The sequence below is a fragment of the Nocardioides sp. DN36 genome (genome assembly GCF_055380375.1).
On the sequence record NZ_AP043823.1, the window covers coordinates 2,274,143 to 2,291,371 of the forward strand.

Consider the following 17,229-nt stretch of genomic DNA (forward strand, 5'->3'; position numbering starts at 1 on the left):
GTCACTTCCCGTCGGGGTACGCCGGGCAGGTCGCGCGGTAGCGCTCGCTGTCGCCGAGGTAGGTCGACCACTCCGTCCGGGTCAGGTTGCGCCCGGCCAGGACGCAGGCTGCCCGTGCCTGCACCCCCGGATCGAGGGCCCAGGCCACGACCCCCGACTGCCCGTTGACCGCGATCGTCGCGCCGGCGGGGGCCAGCCAGCCCTCGGTCAGCCCGTCGTGCGCGGCCGACTCGATGGCGTCGCCCAGGCGCGTGCGCGAGGCCATGTCGTAGATCTGCACGGTCTGGTCGGCGCTGGTCACGGCCAGCCGCTCCCCGCCGTCGTCGAACTGCAGCGAGGACGTGCTCCCCCGGGCCCCCGGGAGGGTGGCCACCGGCGTCAGGTCGCGGGGGTCGAACTCGGTGATGGCGCCGGCGGAGTCCGCCGCCACCAGGCGTCCGGTCGGGCTGATGGCGGTCCGGACCTGCCCGGGCATCCCCGTCGCGAGCCGCTGTCCCGTGGCCAGGTCGAAACGGGCGGTCTCCCAGTCCTCCGCCCCCGACCAGGTCACCAGCACGGACTCCTCGTCGGGGGTGACGACCACGGACTGGACATAACCGGGCACGTCGATCTCCACACCCGTGGGCGACCCGGTCGCGAGGCTGAACCGACGAACGGAGCCGACGGCGCCGTCGTACGCCGTCGCCCATCCGTGGGTCCCACCGGGTTCGGCGAACACCTGGTCGGTCGCGCCGGTCAGCGCCGTGGCGGGCCGGCTGCGCCCCGAGGCCACGTCCATCAGCCCGCCGGCTCCACCTCCCCAGTGGGCGAGCGTGCCCGGCCCGGCCCAGGCGAGGCGTTCGGCTCGCGGCGCGTCGGCCACCCAGACGTCGTCGGCGGTCTGGATGACGGGGCCCGAGCCGGGGACTCCCGTCATGTCCCCTGCCAGGCCCACCGGACCGAACCACCGGTACTGGTGCTGCAGCCGCGCGTCCGGGTCGGTCACCAGGTAGGCGCCGGACGGGTCGTAGCCCAGGACTGCGGCGTACCCGGGGGTGAGCAGCCGTGCCACCAGCCCGGACCCGTCCAGCCGCCAGCGGGAGTAGGCCGCCTCGCCCGCCGCGAAGGCGACGAGCTCACGGCCGTCCCCGCTGACCACCAGGTCCCCCACGCTCCCCAGCTGCGGATCGAGGCGTACGCCGGTCCGCTGCCCGGTGGACAGGCTGCGCTCCTCGAGCTGCCCGAAGTAGTTGCCGCAGTAGGTGCGGTCCACGGCGTCGGCGACCGCGAAGAACGGGCACGGCTCGGGCGACAGCTCGTCGCGCAGGTCCACGGTCCACCGGCGGGCGCCGGTGCGGAGGTCGATCGCGACCTGGGCCCGGTCCCCGGCGCCGACCAGCACCTGGTCGTCGGTGATGACGAGGTCGTTGTGCGAGGACATCGGCGGGGCCGGCAGGGTGCGCAGCACCCGGAGCGAGCGGGCGTCGACCTCCCGGACCGGACCTCGCAGGGAGCCGAGGTAGACGTGGTCGCCGAGGTCGAAGGTGACCGCGCCCGTGTCGCGCCACAGGTCGACACCCTTCGGTCGGGGCAGCCCGGCGAGGGTGCCCAGCCTCCGGCCGCTGTCCACGTCGTACGTCGCGAGGTCACCGTCGAGCCCGCCGGTCACCGCCACGAGCGTCCCGTCCTGGTTGACGGCGACGTCCGCGCCGCTGAACGGGATCACGACCGGGCCGAGCAGCCGGCGCCCCGACGCGATGTCGTGGACCACCAGGACCGAGCAGCCGCGCCCGTCCCGGTCCTGCAAGGACTCGTAGGTGCCGCACCGCGACGGGTCGCGGGGCGCGAACAGCAGCTGGGCCACCCGTCGACCGTCCTCGCTGACCTTGACCACCGAGTAGTCGAGCGCCCTGGGGAGCGGCGGGCCGAAGGGATGGCGGATGGTGCCGGTCGTGATGTCGAGGACTCCCAGGTGGCTGCCGGCCCCCGACACCACCGCGCGCTGGGTGCGCGGGATGACGGCTCCGTTGAGGCTGCTGCGTCCGGCGAGGTACTGGTAGCCCAGGAACCCGGGCGAGGCGGTGAAGGTGCCGAGCAGCGCGGACTGGGCCAGGGCGTCGGGTTGGCGGCGGTAGGCCTCCACGGCAAGGAGAGCCGCCACGCTCCGGTTGGTCGCACGCAGGGTCAGGGACCTGCCGACCAGCGACTCACGCTGCGCGGCGAGCTCGGCCGTGCGGGCGGTGTCCCGTTCCTGACCGGCGGCCCTCCCCCGGTCGACGGCGACGATCCCGGCCACCACGGCCACCACCAGCAGGGCCGCCACCCCGCCGAGCAGGGCGCGCAGCCGACGGTTCTGGACCCGCTGGCGGTGCGCCCTCAGCTCGAGCTGGCGCTGCTCGTCGCGGGCCCGCTCCTGCGACGCCGCCAGGAAGTCGCGCTCCAGCGGGGTCGGGTCGGACCCGGGTCGCGACTGCAGCTCGAGGGCGGCGGCGAGCCGGGCACCCTGGTAGAGCTCGCTGTCGGGGCGTCCCAGCGCGTCCCAGCCCCAGGCCGTGGTGGACAGGTGCCGCGCGATCCGCTGCCCCGCCTTGTCCTCGTCGAGCCACGCCCGCAGCCGCGGCCAGGCCCGCACCAGCGCCTCGTGCGCGACCTCGCAGGACTCTCCCCCCGAGGTGACCAGGCGCGAGCGCACCAGGAGGTCCAGGACCTTGCCACGCTCCTCGCCGACCGCGGCGTGCGGCAGCGCCGTCCGGACCGGTTCACCGCTGTCCGCCAGGGTCACCATGCGCAGCATGAGCCATCGCAGCTGGGCCCGCTCCCTCGTCGACAGGCCCTCGTAGAGCCGGTCCGCGGAGGCCGCCACGGCGCCCCGGATGCCCCCGCAGGCCCGGTACCCGTCCACGGTCAGCAGCGGGCCCTCGCGGCGTTGCCAGGTCTCGGTCAGGGCGTGCGAGAGGAGCGGCAGCGCACCGGGCTGGTGCTCGGCGTCGCGCATCATCAGGGGCACGAGCCCGGGCTCGAACCGCAGGCCGGACTGCCGGGCCGGCTCCTCGATCGCCTCGCGCAGCGCCTCGCCGGCGAGGGGCGCGACGAGGTGCATGCCCTGCTCGGCCAGGCGCGAGAAGCCGGGGTCGAGGGTGAGGTGGGCGACGTGGTCCGCCCGCAGCGTGACGACGACGGGCGCCACGTGCTCGGCGTACGACGCCAGCTCGGCGAGCCACGCGGCCGCCTGCTCCTCCGTCCCCAGCGTGAACGCCTCCTCGAACTGGTCGACGAGCAGCATCGGCTCGCCCGTGGCCGCGGACCGCGCCAGCGCCATGGCGGCGTGCCCGTCGGCCCCGGGGGCGAACGTCACGACCGGGCGGCCCTGGCGGCGCAGGGCGGGGGCCAGGCCGGCGTTCAGCAGGGAGGACTTGCCGCTGCCGGACGGTCCGGTGACCACCAGCAGCGGGGTGCGGGGCAGCCGGGTGACCAGCTGATCGATCTCCGCCCGCCTGCCGTGGAAGGTGTCCTCGTCCTCTGCGGTGTAGGAGGCCAGCCCCTTCCACGGGCACCGGGACGCAGCGGCGCGCGACTCGTGGTCGGCCGCCAGCGCAGGATCCTGGTCCAGGATCGCGCGTTCGAGGGTGACCAGCGTCGAGCCGGGGTCGAGCCCCAGCTCCCGGCCGAGCACCCGGCGCGCGGCCCGGATGGAGGCGAGGGCGTCGGCCTGCCGCTCGCAGCGGTACTGCGCGAGGGCCAGCAACGCCCACCGACGCTCCCGCAGCGGCTCCTCGCGCACGAGCACCGTGCCCTCCTCGGCGACCTCGCGGTGCTCCCCCGCCTCGAGCCGCGCCTCGAGCAGGTCCTCCTGGGCGGCCAGCCGGAGCTCGACGAGGCGGGAGGCCTCCACCCGGCCCGGCATCCACTCCTCGAGCTCGGCGAAGGGGCGACCCCGCCACAGGGACAGCGCGTCGGAGAGGAGCCTGGCCGCCCGCTCCGGCGAACCGGTCGCGGCGCTCTGGCGCGCCCGGTCCACGAGAGCCTCGAACTCGTCGCGGTCGAGCTCGACGGCCTGCTCATGCAGGCGGTACCCGGCCGGCGTGGTCTCGATCGCCGGTGCACCCAGGACCCGGCGCAGCCGGCTCACGCAGCCCTGGAGGACCTTGGCCCACGAGGCCGGGGGCGATGCCGACCACAGGGCGTCGGCCAGCTGCTCGGTGCTCACGGACTCGCCGCAGCGCAGGGCGAGCGCGGCGAGGACGACCCGGTCCCGGGGGCCGAGGGCGCAACCGTCCGGCCCGAGCTCGACGGGGCCGAGCAGCCGCACCCTCACCTCTCGAGTGTGGGATCGGCCGGGGCCGCGGTCAACGGCGTTGATACCGGGCTGATACCGCGACAGCGGGCCGCTGACACCGGCCCGTCCGACGTTGGTCGTGGGCCCGACCTCCGGACCCACCACCGGAAGGAACCATCATGAACGCGTCTGCTTCACGCCGGACCGCCCGGCACACCCTGGGTGTCGCTGCGCTCGTCCTCGTCTCGGGTTCCCTGGTCGCGTCCGGGGGCTCGGCACCCGCCGCCTCCGCCCCGGCCTCGCCGGAGGTGCCGTGCGTCATGTCGGCCGACGCCGTCGAGCACTGGACCGAGGCCGGTGCCGTCCTCCCCGCCTGCGTGCGCGAGGCCAACCGGCACGCCTGGGCCGGCAGCACGATCGGCCGCTGTGCGGTGTCGGCGGACGCGGCCGAGCGCAGCGGCGCCGGACGCCGTTGAGGGGCGCCCGGCGCGGGGCTCAGGCGACCACGCGCCCCCGGAGCACCACCCGCGCCGGGGTCCGCAGCACACCGAGGTCCTCGAGCGGGTTGCGGTCCAGGACGACGAAGTCCGCGGGGGCGCCTTCGTGCAGGGTGGCGTTCCAGCCGAGCCACTCCCTGGCCCGCCACGAGGCGGCACCGAGGGCGTCCTCGGCGCTGAAGCCGTACGCCGCCAGCTCGAGGACCTCCCCCGCGATGCCGCCGTGCGGGAGGACCCCTCCGGCGTCGGTGCCGGCGTAGATCGGCACGCCGGCCTCGTAAGCGGACATGATCGTCTCCCGGCGGTGGGCGTACAGGTCGCGCATCGTGGCGGCGTACGCCGGGAACCGCGCCTCGCCGGCCTCGGCGTAGCCGGGGAAGTTGTTGAGCTGCATCACCGTGGGCACCAGGGCCGTGCCGCGCTCGACCATCGTGTCGATGAGGTCGGTGGTGAGCCCGGTGCCGTGCTCGATGCAGTCGATGCCGGCCTCGATCAGGGCCGGCAGCACCGTGGTCCCGAAGCAGTGCGCGGTGACGCGGGCACCGTGCTGGTGGGCGGCCGCGATCGCGTCGGCGAACGCCTCCGGCGGGAACGACGGCGCGAGGTCGCCCTCCTCGCGGGAGATCCAGTCCCCCACCAGCTTCACCCAGCCGTCGCCGCGCTGCGCCTCCCGGGCGACGTACGACGCCAGCTCGACCGGCTCGACCTCGTGGGCGTAGTTGCGGATGTAGCGCTTGGTCCGGGCGATGTGCCGGCCCGCCCGGATCAGCCGGGGCAGGTCCTCGCGGTCGTGCACCCACGCGGTGTCGGCGGCCGAGCCGCAGTCGCGCAGCAGCAGCGCACCGGCGTCGCGGTCGGTGATGGCCTGCTGCTCGGTGGTGGCCTCGTCCACCGCGCCGTGGTTGTCGAGACCGACGTGGCAGTGGGCGTCGACGAGGCCCGGCACGATCCAGCCGCTCCCGGCGTCCTCGGCGCCGGCGACCCGCTCGTAGGTCACCGTGCCGTCGACGACGTACAGGTCGCGGGCCTCGCCGTCGGGCAGGACCGGGCCGCTGAACTTCAGAGCAGGCTGGGAAGCAGTCATGCCCCGGACGCTACCGGCCGTGAGGGGCCGGGCGTCCGGGGCACGACGAGGCTGCCGGGTCAGCGGCAGGTCAGTGCCGCGGCCCGTGCGTGCGCAGTCCCCAGCCGTAGGGGTAGAGCGGGTCGTAGTCCGCGTCGCCGACGTTGATCGGCTCCTGGTCCAGGCTGCGCGGCCAGCTCACCGACAGCCTGCCGGTGAAGGGGCGGCGTCCGAAGAGCACGTCCGCGACGCCGCCGCCCTCGCTGCCGGGCAGCCAGGACGCGACCACCGCATCGGCCTCGTGCAGCAGCGCCGGCGGGAGGATCATCGGCCGGCCCGACACGACGAGCACGGTGCAGCTCGCCGCCCGGGAGCAGACCTCGTCGACCGCCTGCTGGTCGGCCTCGGAGACCTGCATGGTCTTCGCGGGGCGCTGCACGCCGTTGTCGCCCGGGTCGTAGCCCCAGCGCGGGCCGCCGACGTCGCCGAAGCCCTCGGCGTACGGCGTCTCGCCGACCACCACGATGCCGGCGGCCTTGGCGGGGACCGGCTTGGAGGCCGTCTCGCTGAAGGTGACCTTCTTGGTCGCCGCGTCGCGGATGCCGTCGAGGACCGTCTGTCCGGGGATCACGTTGGTCGAGCCGCCCTGCCAGGTCAGCGTCCAGCCGCCGGCCTGGTTGCCGATGTTGTCGGCGTTGCTGCCGGCGACGTACACCGGCTGGCGGCCGCGCTCGAGCGGCAGCGTCCGGCCCCGGTTCTGCAGCAGGACCTGCGACTCGGCGACCGCCCGGCGGGCGACCTTGCGGTGGCCGGCGCTGCCGATGTCCTTGATGTGGGTGCGGTCGGTCATCGGGTGCTCGAAGAGGCCGAGCTCGAACTTCGCGGTGAGGATGCGCGAGACGGCGTCGTCGATGCGGTCCTGCGAGACCTTGCCGTCCTGCACCAGCTGGGTGAGCGTCGTGACGAAGTCCTGCCAGTCGGTCTCGTCGCCCGAGCCCGGCTCCATGAACATGTCGACGCCTGCGTTGACCGAGGTCTCGACCTGGGTGGCGTAGTCGCCGGGGATCTGGTGGATGGCCCGCCAGTCGGAGATGACGAAGCCGTCGAAGCCCATCTCGCCCTTGAGCTCGTCGGTGAGGAGCTCCTTGTTCGCGTGCATCTTGATCGGGTTGCCCAGGCCGTCCTCGGTCCAGTCGACGCTGGAGAACGACGGCATCACCGAGCGGACGTGGTGCTCCTGCACCGCCGGGAGGTACGGCGCCAGCGCGAGCCGGTCGAACTCCTCGCGGGAGACCCGGTCGATGCCCTGGTCGACGGTGTAGTCGCCCTCGCCGGTGTCCCAGGAGGTGAGCCCGTCACCCGCGAAGTGCTTGGCGGTCGCGAGCACCCGGTCGGGGCGGTCCAGCTGGCCCGGCTTGCCCTGCAGGCCGTCGATCGCGGTCTCCATCGAGACGACCAGGCCCGGCTTCTCGCCGAAGCTCTCGTAGGTGCGGCCCCAGCGGTCGTCGCGGGCGACGCACACGCAGGGGGCGAACGCCCACTGAGGTCCCGAGGCTCTGGTCTCCATGGCGGTGATGTGGCCGATCCGCCTCACCAGCGCGGGGTCCCGGGTCGCGCCGAGGCCGATGTTGTGCGGGAACACGGTCGCGCCGAGCAGGTTGCCGTGGCCGTGCACCGAGTCGACGCCGTACAGCAGCGGGATCCCCAGGCGCGTGTCGAGCGCCGCCTGCTGGAAGGTGTCGACGGTGTCGGCCCAGGCCTCGGCGGTGTTCGTGTCGGGCACCGACCCGCCGCCGGACAGCACGCTGCCCAGGCCGTAGGTCGTGATCAGCGACGGGTCGGCGACGACGTCGAGCCGCTCGGCCTGCGTCATCTGGCCGACCTTCTCGGCCAGCGTCATCCGGCCCAGGAGGTCATCGACCCGCTGCTGCGTGGGGAGCGACGGGTCCTGGTAGGGCAGCGTCCCGTCGGCGGATGCGCCGTCGGGCAGGGCCTCGGACGCCTGGAACGGCAGCAGCGCCGCGACCAGGACGCCGGCGACGGCACTGCCGAGGACGACGCCGCGGCGCCGTCGTGGGGGGTGGTTCGACATGGGTGTGTTCTCCTTGCCCGAGCAAGAGGGTCCGGCCCTGACGGCCGGATCGCGCGGTGCGCGTGCCGCTCAACCTAGGAACGGCGAAACCGCAGCGTCAATGAGAAAAGATCGCGCTCTTCGGTCTTTTTAGTGCGAGTCCCGCACAAATCTCCTACCCTGCGGTCATGGGCACTTACGGCTCGCTGGAGCGGCTGCGCGCGACCAACCGGCGCGCGGTGACCGGCCTGCTCGCCGCCGAGGGACCGATGAGCCGGGCCGACCTCGCCCGGGGCACCGGGCTGTCCCGCACCACGGTCTCGAGCCTGATCGCGGAGCTCATCGACAGCGGGCAGGTCAGCGAGACCGCCGACCGGGGCCGGCCCCACAAGGGCGGCAGCGGTCGGCCGCCGCTGCTGGTGACGCTGAGCGCGGCCAGCGGCGGGGTCGGCGGCGTCGACATCGGGCACCGACACGTGCGCGCCGCCGTGGCCGACCGCACCGGACGCGTGCTGGCCGAGGAGGTGCGTCCCGTGGACGTCGACGCCGACGGGGCGACGACCCTCGACCGGGCCGCGGCCATGCTGCGCTCGGCCCTGCGCACGGCCGGGCTCGAGCGCCGCGACCTCCAAGGGGTCGGCATGTGCGTCCCGGCCCCCCTCAACCGCCGCTCGGCGCGGGTCAGCGCCGGCATCCTGCCCGGCTGGCGGGGCCTGCTCCCCGGCGAGGAGCTCGCCCGCCGCCTCGACGTCCCCGTCTTCCCCGACAACGACGCCAACCTCGGCGCGCTCGCCGAGCTGAGCCAGGGTGCCGCCCGCGGACTCTCCGACGTCGTCTACGTCAAGGCGGCCAGCGGGCTCGGGGCCGGCATCGTCCTCGGCGGACGCCTGCACCGCGGCGCCACCGGCATCGCCGGCGAGCTCGGCCACGTCCAGGTCGGCGAGGACGGCCAGGTCTGCCGCTGCGGCAACCGGGGCTGCCTCGAGACGCTGGTGGCCGCGCCACGACTGCTCGGACTGCTGCAGCCGGCGTACGACGAGCCGTTGTCGGTGGAGCGGATCCTCGAGCTCGACGAGCTCGGTGACGCCGGGGTGCGCCGGGTGCTGAGCGATGCCGGCCGCACGATCGGCCGGGCGCTGGGCGACCTGTGCAACAGCCTCAACCCCGAAGCAGTCGTCCTCGGCGGTTCGCTGGGCGCATCGCCGTCCCTGGCCGAGGGCATCCGGCTCTCCATCGACCGCTACGCGCAGCCGGACACGGCGGCAGCGGTGCGGGTGGTGCCGGGTCAGCTCGGGGACCGGGCCGAGGTGGTGGGTGCCATCTCGCTCGCCGTCTCGCGGGTCGCCGTCGCCTGAGCCCGGGGCAGGCGCCGGCCGGGCGGGCTCGCTCAGGGCAGCTGGTCGAGCAGCCACGACGGGCTGAGCGCCATCGCGCCCACCGCCTGCACGCGGGCCTGCAGCATCCGGTCGGCGGTGACGACCGTGACGCGGCTGCCGCGCTCGGCAGCGGCCCGGGCCTCCGCGACGATCGTGTCGTCGCCGCTGCGGGGTGCGTGCACCGTCCGCAGGTGGGCGTCGCGGCCCGGCCGGACCCCGCCCTTGGCCGCGCCCTCGAGGACCAGCACGACCTCGTCGTACGGCGTGTCGGCGACCGCGAGCCCCTCGTGCAGGCGGCGTGCCGCGCCGGCGCGGTCCTTCCACCACCCGTCGGGGCGGCTGCCGACGACGTTGGCGCCGTCGACGACGAGGACTGTGGCCATCACCCTTGCCCCTTCGTCTGCCCGTCCCGACGTTGCTTGTCGTCCCACCGGGTTTCGACGCCCCCACGCCGTACGCTCGCTCCGCTCGCGCACGACTGGGCGTCTGATCACTTCAGGAACTTGGAGAAGTCCTTGGGCAGGTCGAGGGCGGCGGCGGCCTTCTCGTAGTCGATCTCCTCGCCGGCCGGCGCTCCGAAGGGGTTGCCGCCGGAGCCGGCCTTCTCCTTCTGGGCCGCGGCCTGCTGGGCCGCCTTCGCGGGGTTGCCGGACACGCGCTTGCCCTTGCCCTTCTTGGGCTGCTGCTTGGCCTTCCCGCGCTTGCCGCCGCCCATGCCGCCCATGCCCGGCATCCCGGGCATCCCGGGGATGCCGCCGCCGCGAGCCATCGACTGCATCATCTTGCGCGCCTCGAAGAAGCGGTCCACGAGGCTGTTGACGTCGGACACCTGACGCCCCGAGCCCTTGGCGATGCGGGCGCGGCGGGAGCCGTCGATCATCTTGGGGTTGGCGCGCTCGGCCGGCGTCATCGACTGGATGATCGCCTGGATCCGGTCGATCTCGCGCTCGTCGAAGTTCTCGAGCTGCTCGCGGAACTGCCCCATCCCGGGCAGCATCCCCATGATCTTCGACATCGAGCCGAGCTTGCGGACCTGCTGCATCTGCTCGAGGAAGTCGTCGAGGGTGAACTCGCCGCCCTGCCCGGTCAGCTTGGCGGCCGCCTTGGCCGCCTGCTCCTGGTCGAAGGCCTTCTCGGCCTGCTCGATCAGGGTCATCATGTCGCCCATGTCCAGGATGCGCGAGGCCATCCGGTCCGGGTGGAAGAGGTCGAAGTCGGTCATCTTCTCGCCCGCGGAGGCGAACATGACCGGCTTGCCGGTGATCGACGCGATGGACAGCGCCGCACCACCGCGGGCGTCGCCGTCGAGCTTGGTGAGGACGACGCCGTCGTAGCCGACACCCTCGAGGAACGCCTGGGCCGTGACGACGGCGTCCTGGCCGATCATCGCGTCGACCACGAAGAGGACCTCGTCGGGGTCGACGGCGTCGCGGATGTCGGCGGCCTGGCGCATCATCTCGGCGTCGATGCCGAGGCGGCCGGCGGTGTCGACGATGACGACGTCGTGGAGCTTGCGCTTCGCCTCGTCGATCGAGGCCCGGGCCACGCCGACGGGGTCACCGACACCGTTGCCCGGCTCGGGGGCGAAGACCGGCACGCCCACGCGCTCGCCGTTGACCTGGAGCTGCTTGACCGCGTTGGGTCGCTGCAGGTCGCAGGCGACCAGCATCGGGGTCTTGCCCTGCTCCTTGAGCCACAGCGCGAGCTTGGCGGCCAGCGTCGTCTTGCCGGCACCCTGGAGGCCGGCCAGCATGATGACGGTCGGTCCGGTCTTGGCGTAGCGCAGCCGGCGGGTCTCGCCGCCGAGGATCGTGACGAGCTCCTCGTTGACGATCTTGACGATCTGCTGGGCCGGGTTGAGGGCCCCGCTGACCTCCTCGCCGCGGGCCCGCTCCTTGACCGCGCCCACGAACTCCTTGACCACGGGCAGGGCCACGTCGGCCTCGAGCAGCGCGATCCGGATCTCCCGGGCGGTCGCGTCGATGTCGGCCTCGGACAGCCGGCCCTTGCCGCGCAGGTTCTTGAAGGTGTCGGCGAGCCGGTCGGAGAGTGTGGCGAACAAGTCGGTCCTCGTCAGTCGTACGTCGGCCGGGTGGCGGCCAGTCGAGGGTCAAGCCTAACGGGGGTCACCCGAGAGCGCCGCCCTGACGGCGTGAGCCGCCTCCGCGGCCCGTCCGTCACCGAGCGCCCCGGCCGAGTCCTCCTGCAGGTAGAACACGTCCACGGCCTGCGGCCCGAGGGTGTCCACGTGCGCGGAACGGACCGCGATGCCCAGCCTCGCCAGGGCCGCGCAGGTCAGGTAGACCACGCCGGGCCGGTCGGCCGCCCGGACCTCCAGGACGGTGGCCTGCCGCGAGGCCTCGGGGCGTACGACGACCGTGGGCGCGAGCACCTGCGCGTCGGCCGGCCGGAGTCGGCCGGCCGGGTCGACCCGTCCGTCGACGACCGCGTCGTACCGCTGCCGGAGCACCGCCTCGTCGAGGTGCTGCTCGGCGACCTCCCAGACCGACACGGCGTACTGGTCCTGCTGCCACGCGCGCGCCGCACGCACCGCCACCCGCTGCAGGGCCAGCACGGCGGCCGCGTCGGCGAGCAGCCCCACCCGGTCGGGGGCGAGGACGGTGACCCGCGAGCCGTCGTCGGTCGCCTCGACACGGACCGCGGCGCCGCCGGCTCGGACCTCGGGCGGGATCGGCACGTCGTCCGCCACCACGGGTGGCGGGGTCGCGCCCGCGTCGAGCGACGCGGCGGCCCGGCGCGCGAGGTCGCGCACCAGTCCGGCCCGCCAGCTCGACCAGGCCTTCGGGGCGGTGGCGCGGGCGTCCGCCTCGGTCAGCGCCAGGAGCAGCGAGAGCGCCTCGGCACTGCCCACGCCTTCCGTGACCAGGTCCACGGTGGCGGGGTCGTCGGGGTCCCGGGTGGTGGCGGTCTCGGCGAGCAGCAGGTGGCGTCGTACGAGCCGGCCCACCAGCTCCACCCCCTCGGCGTCGATGCCCATCCGGGTGGCGATCGCCCGGGCGACCGGCTCCCCCGCGACGCTGTGCTCGGTCAGGCCGCCCTTGCCGATGTCGTGCAGCAACGCGGCCACCATCAGGACGTCGGGCCGCCGGACGTCGCGGATCAGCGACGAGGCCTCGATGCAGGTCTCGACCACGTGCCGGTCCACGGTGAACCTGTGGATCGCCGACGCGTGCGGCAGCAGCCGGATCCGGTCCCACTCCGGGAGGATCCCGGCCAGCGCACCGGTCTCCTCCAGCGTCTCCCAGACCGGCAGCAGCCCCCGCCCCGAGGCGAGCAGCCGCACCAGCAGCTGACGGGCCTCCGCCGGCCAGGGGTCGGGCAGCGGTGGGCACTCGCGCACCAGCCGCGCGGCGGTCGGCGGCGCCAGCACGGCGTCCTGCTCGGCGGCGGCAGCGCAGGCGCGAAGCAGCAGCAGCGGGTCCTCGGCCGGCCGCGCCCGCCGGTCCAGGACGACCTCCCCGGACGAGAGCGCGACCCCGGGGGCCAGGGGGGTGAGCGAGGGCTTCCGGGCGCCGCGCACGGTGGCGGGCCGCGCGAGCACCCCGTCGACCCGCCGCCAGGTCAGCCTCGAGAGGTGGGTGATGCGCCGCCCGAGCTCACGGACGTGGACCTGCGCGGCCCCCGCGTCCGGCAGGTGCAGGCGCTCGGCCAGCCCGTCCCACGTCTCGGGGGCGATCCGGTCGGTGGCCCGCCCGGCCAGGCCCTGGACCACGTCACGCACGTCGAGGAGCGCGAGCCGGGTGCGCTCGAGATCGGCGTGCGGCACGTCGACCAGCCAGGTGGCCACCAGCGCCTTGAGCACGGTGGCGTCGCGCAGGCCGCCCTCCGCCTCCTTCAGGTCCGGCACGGACAGGTGGGCCAGCTCGCCCACCAGCTCGTGGCGCGAGCGCACCAGGTCGCGCAGCGCGGGCAGCTGGTCGCGCGCCTGGCGCCGCCAGTGCGCGAGCATGGTGGTGCGCAGCCGGAGCGTCAGGTTGGGATCACCGGCGAGGTGGCGCAGGTCGAGCAGTCCGAGCGCCACCCGCAGGTCCCCGCCCGCGGCAGCGACCATCTCCGGCAGCGTGCGCACCGAGTGGTCGAGCTTGGAGCCCGAGTCCCACAGCGGGTACCACACCTGCGCGGCCAGCTCCCCCAGCTCGACGCCCTCGTCGGCGACCAGCACCACGTCGAGGTCGGAGTGCGGCGCCAGCTCCGAGCGGCCGTAGCCCCCGACCGCGACCAGCGCCGCGCCCGCCTCGGGGCCGCCGCAGCCTTCGTACGCCGCGGCGCACAGCGCGTCCGCCGCGGCGGCGCGCTCGGCGCGTTCGGGAGCCGTCATCGCCTGCCGGTCAGATCGCGGCGTCGTCGCGGTCGCCGGTGCGGACCCGCACCACCGACTCGATCGGGGCGACCCAGACCTTGCCGTCGCCGATCCGGCCGGTGGCCGCGCTGGCCAGGATCGCGTTCACCACGGCGTCGGCGTCCTCGTCGCTGACGACGATCTCGACGCGGATCTTGGGCACCAGCGCGATGTCGTACTCCGCACCGCGGTAGACCTCCGTGTGGCCCTTCTGCCGGCCGTAGCCGCTGACCTCGCTCACCGTCATCCCGGTGACGCCGACAGTCTCGAGGGCGGCGCGCGTGTCCTCCCACTTGTGCGGCTTGATGACCGCGGTGACCAGCTTCATGGACGTGGTTCCTCTCGCTGCTGGGTGCTCTGCTGGGTGATGGCACCCAGGATCCCGTGTCCCGCCGACCGGGCGCCGGCGGTGGCGTGCAGGTCGTACGCCGTCTCGGCGTGCACGACCAGGTCGATCCCGCTGACCTCGTGCTCCTCGTCGATCCGGAAGCCCATCAGCCGGTCCACGACGAGGCCGATGATGCCCGAGACGACGAACGCGTAGACGAGCACCGCGCCGCCGCCCAGGAGCTGGCGCCCGAGCTGGTCGACCCCGCCGCCGTGGAGCAGCCCGTCGACGCCGGTGGGGGCGGCAGCCGTGGCGAGCAGCCCGATGCCGAAGGTGCCCACCAGTCCCCCGACCAGGTGCACGCCGACGACGTCGAGCGAGTCGTCGTAGCCGAAGCGGTACTTCAGCCCGACCGCCCAGGCACAGACGACGCCGGCGACGGCGCCCATCACGATCGCGCCGAGAGGGGACAGCGAGCCGCAGGAGGGGGTGATCGCCACCAGCCCGGCGACCATGCCGGACGCTGCGCCCAACGAGGTTGCGTGGCCGTCGCGGAGCCGCTCGAGGGCGAGCCAGCCGAGCGTCCCGGCAGCGCCTGCCACCAGCGTGGTGGCGAAGACGACCGCCGCGGCCTGGTCGGCGCCGAGCGCGGAGCCGGCGTTGAAGCCGAACCAGCCGAACCACAGCAGGCCCGCCCCGAGCATCACCAGGGTGAGGTTGTGTGGCCGCATCGGGTCCTTGCCGAACCCGACCCGGTGGCCGAGGACCAGCGCGAGGGCCAGCCCCGAGGCCCCGGAGCAGATCTCGACGGCAGTGCCACCCGCGAAGTCGACGAGGCCGACCCGGTTGGCCAGCCAGCCGCCGACGTGGTCGCCGTCGGAGAAGTCGAAGACCCAGTGCGCGACGGGGGCGTAGACCAGCAGCGTCCAGACCGAGACGAAGACGATCCAGGCGCCGAAGCGGGCCCGGTCGGCGATCGCGCCGGAGACCAGGGCGCCGGTGATCACGCAGAAGAGCCCCTGGAAGACCGCGAAGAGGATCAGCGGGACGGTCGAGCCGCCGTTGCTGTCGGGCGACATCAGCTGACCGAGTCCGGCGTACTGCGTCGGGTCGCCGAGCAGGCCGGCACCGAGGTCGTCCCCGAAGGCCAGTGAGTAGCCGACCAGCACCCACAGCACGGTGATCACCGCGAGCGACCCGAAGGTCATCATCATCATGTTCAGCACGCTCTTGGACCGGACCATGCCGCCGTAGAAGAGCGCCAGCCCCGGGGCCATCAGCAGCACCAGCGCCGAGGCCGCCAGCAACCAGGCGGTGTCACCGGTGTCGAGGGCTGCGGGGGCGGCGGCGAGGGCGAGCGGGGCGGTCATGGGCCCCCACCCTCGCCAGCGCCTGTTACACGCGCCCGCCGGTTGTGTTTCGGGCGCGTAAACGAGCATGCGGCCGAACTTGTAACGCTCCGTTAAGGCCTCTGGTGCTCCGCTACAGAGGGGTCCCAGATTGCCTAACGGAGCGTTACAAGTTCGGGGAGCGATGCCCCCGGCGTCCACGCGGCGTACGCGCGAAGCGCCGGGGGCCCTCACTCAGAGTGCGGCTTCGTCGCGGTCGCCGGTGCGGACCCGGACGACGGTCTCGACGGGGCTCAGCCACACCTTGCCGTCACCGATCCGGCCCGTCTGGGCGGTCTTGACGACGATGCCGACGACGTCCTCCGCGTCCCCGTCGTCCACGACGATCTCGATGCGGATCTTCGGCACCAGCGCGATGTCGTACTCCGCGCCCCGGTAGACCTCGGTGTGGCCCTTCTGGCGGCCGTAGCCGCTGACCTCGCTGACGGTCATGCCCGTCACCCCGAAGGTCTCGAGGGCCTCGCGGACGTCCTCCCACTTGTGCGGCTTGATGACCGCTGTCACGAGCTTCATGCGTTCACCCCTTCCGTGACGGTGCTCTTGGCCAGGACCGACGTGGACGGCAGGCCGCCGCTCATGCTGGTCCCGAGGTCGTACGCCGCCTCGCCGTGCTGGTCGGCGTCGATGCCCTCGACCTCGGCCTCGTCGCTGATCCGCCAGCCGAGCGTGTACTTGATCGCCAGGCCGATGAGAGCGGTGAAGAAGGCCGACCAGACGATCGCGATGGCCGCCGCGCCGACCTGGTCGCCCAGGGGGCCGAAGCCGCCGCCGTAGAACAGGCCGTCGATGCCGCCAGGGGCCGAGGCGGTGGACAGGAAGCCGATCAGGACGGTGCCGACGACACCGCCGACGAGGTGGACGCCCACGACGTCCATCGAGTCGTCGAGGCCGAACTTGTACTTCAGGCCCACGGCGTAGGCACAGGCGGCGCCGGCGATGGCGCCGATCGCGATGGCACCCGTCGTGTCGACCGCGCCGCAGGAGGGCGTGATCGCGACGAGGCCGGCGACGATGCCCGACGCGGCACCCAGCGAGGTGGCCTTGCCGTGCAGGACCCGCTCGACCGCCAGCCAGGCCAGCATGGCGGCGCAGGTGGCGACAGTGGTGTTCAGGAAGGTCACGCCGGTCTCGGACATGAACTGGGCGACGTCCTTCTCCTCGCTCGCGCCGGTGAGCACGATCGAGCCGACGTTGAAGCCGTACCAACCGAACCACAGCAGGCCCGCGCCGACCATGGTCAGCGTCAGGTTGTGCGGCTTCATCGGCTCCTTGGCGAAGCCGATCCGCTTGCCGATGATCAGCGCGAGCACGCCGCCGGCCACACCGGCGTTGATGTGGACCACCGTGCCGCCCGCGTAGTCCTGCGCACCGAGGTGCTCGGCGATGAACCCGCCGCCCCACACCATGTGGCCGATCGGGAAGTAGCTGAGCGTCACCCACAGCGGGAGGAAGACCACCCAGGCGGAGAGCTTGACGCGGTCGGCGATCGCGCCCGAGATCAGCGCCGCGGTGATCACCGCGAACGTCATCTGGAAGCAGACCGCGATGTAGGAGTCCCAGCCCACGTCCTTGAGACCCCACAGCGAGAACGGGTTGGCGAAGATGCCGCCGACGTCGCTGGGGCCGAAGGACATCGACCAGCCCCACAGGACGTAGACGATGCCGACGATCCCGAGCGAGACGTAGGACATCATCATCATGTTCAGCACGGACTTCGAGCGGCTCATGCCGCCGTAGAACAGCGCCAGCGCGGGAGTCGTCATCATCAGGACGAGGGCTGTCGCCACGATCATCCAGGCGTAGTAGCCGTCCACAGAACCTCCAGGGATTTCGATCCTTCGAGGACGGAGCACTTGTGCGCCGAGCCCGT

General features: G+C 73.6%; 12 protein-coding genes. 2 read left to right on the forward strand and 10 right to left on the reverse strand.

Annotated features, from left to right (window positions below; translation table 11 throughout):
• Window position 1: 1 nt before the first annotated feature.
• The gene (locus ACZ43H_RS11785) at window positions 2–4,294 is read right to left on the reverse strand and encodes an nSTAND1 domain-containing NTPase (RefSeq protein ID WP_464590509.1); all 4,293 of its coding nucleotides are present in this window, start codon (window positions 4,292–4,294) and stop codon (window positions 2–4) included.
• Window positions 4,295–4,434: 140 nt separating this feature from the next.
• Here ACZ43H_RS11785 and ACZ43H_RS11790 point away from each other — a divergent pair, with 140 nt between their 5' ends.
• Window positions 4,435–4,731 carry a hypothetical protein gene (locus ACZ43H_RS11790; RefSeq protein WP_464590511.1) on the forward strand — a complete coding sequence of 99 codons (297 nt, stop codon included), beginning with the start codon at window positions 4,435–4,437 and terminating at the stop codon, window positions 4,729–4,731.
• A gap of 19 nt (window positions 4,732–4,750) precedes the next feature.
• On the opposite strand, the gene ACZ43H_RS11795 is transcribed toward ACZ43H_RS11790, so the two are convergent.
• Together ACZ43H_RS11795 and ACZ43H_RS11800 are read right to left on the reverse strand one after the other, a co-directional pair.
• Entirely contained in the window at window positions 4,751–5,836 is a 1,086-nt protein-coding gene (locus tag ACZ43H_RS11795; RefSeq protein ID WP_464590513.1) for an amidohydrolase family protein, read from the reverse strand.
• A 70-nt stretch (window positions 5,837–5,906) separates the two neighbouring features.
• Window positions 5,907–7,907: a glycoside hydrolase family 3 protein gene (locus ACZ43H_RS11800; protein ID WP_464590515.1), complete on the reverse strand. Its 2,001-nt coding sequence runs from the start codon at window positions 7,905–7,907 to the stop codon at window positions 5,907–5,909.
• 167 nt (window positions 7,908–8,074) lie between these two features.
• Here ACZ43H_RS11800 and ACZ43H_RS11805 point away from each other — a divergent pair, with 167 nt between their 5' ends.
• On the forward strand, window positions 8,075–9,241 hold the full coding sequence (locus ACZ43H_RS11805) for an ROK family transcriptional regulator (protein ID WP_464590517.1): 1,167 nt from the start codon (window positions 8,075–8,077) through the stop codon (window positions 9,239–9,241).
• A gap of 32 nt (window positions 9,242–9,273) precedes the next feature.
• On the opposite strand, the gene ACZ43H_RS11810 is transcribed toward ACZ43H_RS11805, so the two are convergent.
• The 7 genes from ACZ43H_RS11810 to ACZ43H_RS11840 form a co-directional block, all read right to left on the reverse strand.
• Window positions 9,274–9,645, reverse strand: a complete 372-nt coding sequence (locus ACZ43H_RS11810) for an NYN domain-containing protein (protein ID WP_464590519.1) — start codon at window positions 9,643–9,645, stop codon at window positions 9,274–9,276.
• A 107-nt stretch (window positions 9,646–9,752) separates the two neighbouring features.
• The gene (gene ffh / locus ACZ43H_RS11815) at window positions 9,753–11,324 is read right to left on the reverse strand and encodes a signal recognition particle protein (protein WP_464590521.1); all 1,572 of its coding nucleotides are present in this window, start codon (window positions 11,322–11,324) and stop codon (window positions 9,753–9,755) included.
• Between the two features lie 54 nt (window positions 11,325–11,378).
• Entirely contained in the window at window positions 11,379–13,601 is a 2,223-nt protein-coding gene (locus ACZ43H_RS11820) for a [protein-PII] uridylyltransferase (protein WP_464590523.1), read from the reverse strand.
• Between the two features lie 10 nt (window positions 13,602–13,611).
• Complete coding sequence (locus ACZ43H_RS11825) at window positions 13,612–13,950, reverse strand: P-II family nitrogen regulator (protein WP_464590525.1); 339 nt, start codon at window positions 13,948–13,950, stop codon at window positions 13,612–13,614.
• Complete coding sequence (locus ACZ43H_RS11830; RefSeq protein WP_464590526.1) at window positions 13,947–15,320, reverse strand: ammonium transporter; 1,374 nt, start codon at window positions 15,318–15,320, stop codon at window positions 13,947–13,949. The genes ACZ43H_RS11825 and ACZ43H_RS11830 overlap by 4 nt, the downstream gene beginning before the upstream one ends.
• A gap of 213 nt (window positions 15,321–15,533) precedes the next feature.
• A complete protein-coding gene (locus ACZ43H_RS11835; protein WP_379184069.1) occupies window positions 15,534–15,872 on the reverse strand; it encodes a P-II family nitrogen regulator in 339 nt (112 codons plus the stop codon).
• A complete protein-coding gene (locus ACZ43H_RS11840; RefSeq protein ID WP_464590528.1) occupies window positions 15,869–17,173 on the reverse strand; it encodes an ammonium transporter in 1,305 nt (434 codons plus the stop codon). The genes ACZ43H_RS11835 and ACZ43H_RS11840 overlap by 4 nt, the downstream gene beginning before the upstream one ends.
• Between the last annotated feature and the right edge of the window lie 56 nt (window positions 17,174–17,229).

What these genes read in the sequence shown, in the direction of transcription:
- ACZ43H_RS11835 (WP_379184069.1), bottom strand. Translation starts at nt 15,872, where the DNA reads ATGAAGCTCGTGACAGCGGTCATCAAGCCGCACAAGTGGGAGGACGTC.
- ACZ43H_RS11830 (WP_464590526.1), bottom strand. Translation starts at nt 15,320, where the DNA reads ATGACCGCCCCGCTCGCCCTCGCCGCCGCCCCCGCAGCCCTCGACACC.
- ACZ43H_RS11800 (WP_464590515.1), bottom strand. Translation starts at nt 7,907, where the DNA reads ATGTCGAACCACCCCCCACGACGGCGCCGCGGCGTCGTCCTCGGCAGT.
- ACZ43H_RS11810 (WP_464590519.1), bottom strand. Translation starts at nt 9,645, where the DNA reads ATGGCCACAGTCCTCGTCGTCGACGGCGCCAACGTCGTCGGCAGCCGC.
- ACZ43H_RS11805 (WP_464590517.1), top strand. Translation starts at nt 8,075, where the DNA reads ATGGGCACTTACGGCTCGCTGGAGCGGCTGCGCGCGACCAACCGGCGC.
- ACZ43H_RS11790 (WP_464590511.1), top strand. Translation starts at nt 4,435, where the DNA reads ATGAACGCGTCTGCTTCACGCCGGACCGCCCGGCACACCCTGGGTGTC.
- ACZ43H_RS11795 (WP_464590513.1), bottom strand. Translation starts at nt 5,836, where the DNA reads ATGACTGCTTCCCAGCCTGCTCTGAAGTTCAGCGGCCCGGTCCTGCCC.
- ACZ43H_RS11820 (WP_464590523.1), bottom strand. Translation starts at nt 13,601, where the DNA reads ATGACGGCTCCCGAACGCGCCGAGCGCGCCGCCGCGGCGGACGCGCTG.
- ACZ43H_RS11825 (WP_464590525.1), bottom strand. Translation starts at nt 13,950, where the DNA reads ATGAAGCTGGTCACCGCGGTCATCAAGCCGCACAAGTGGGAGGACACG.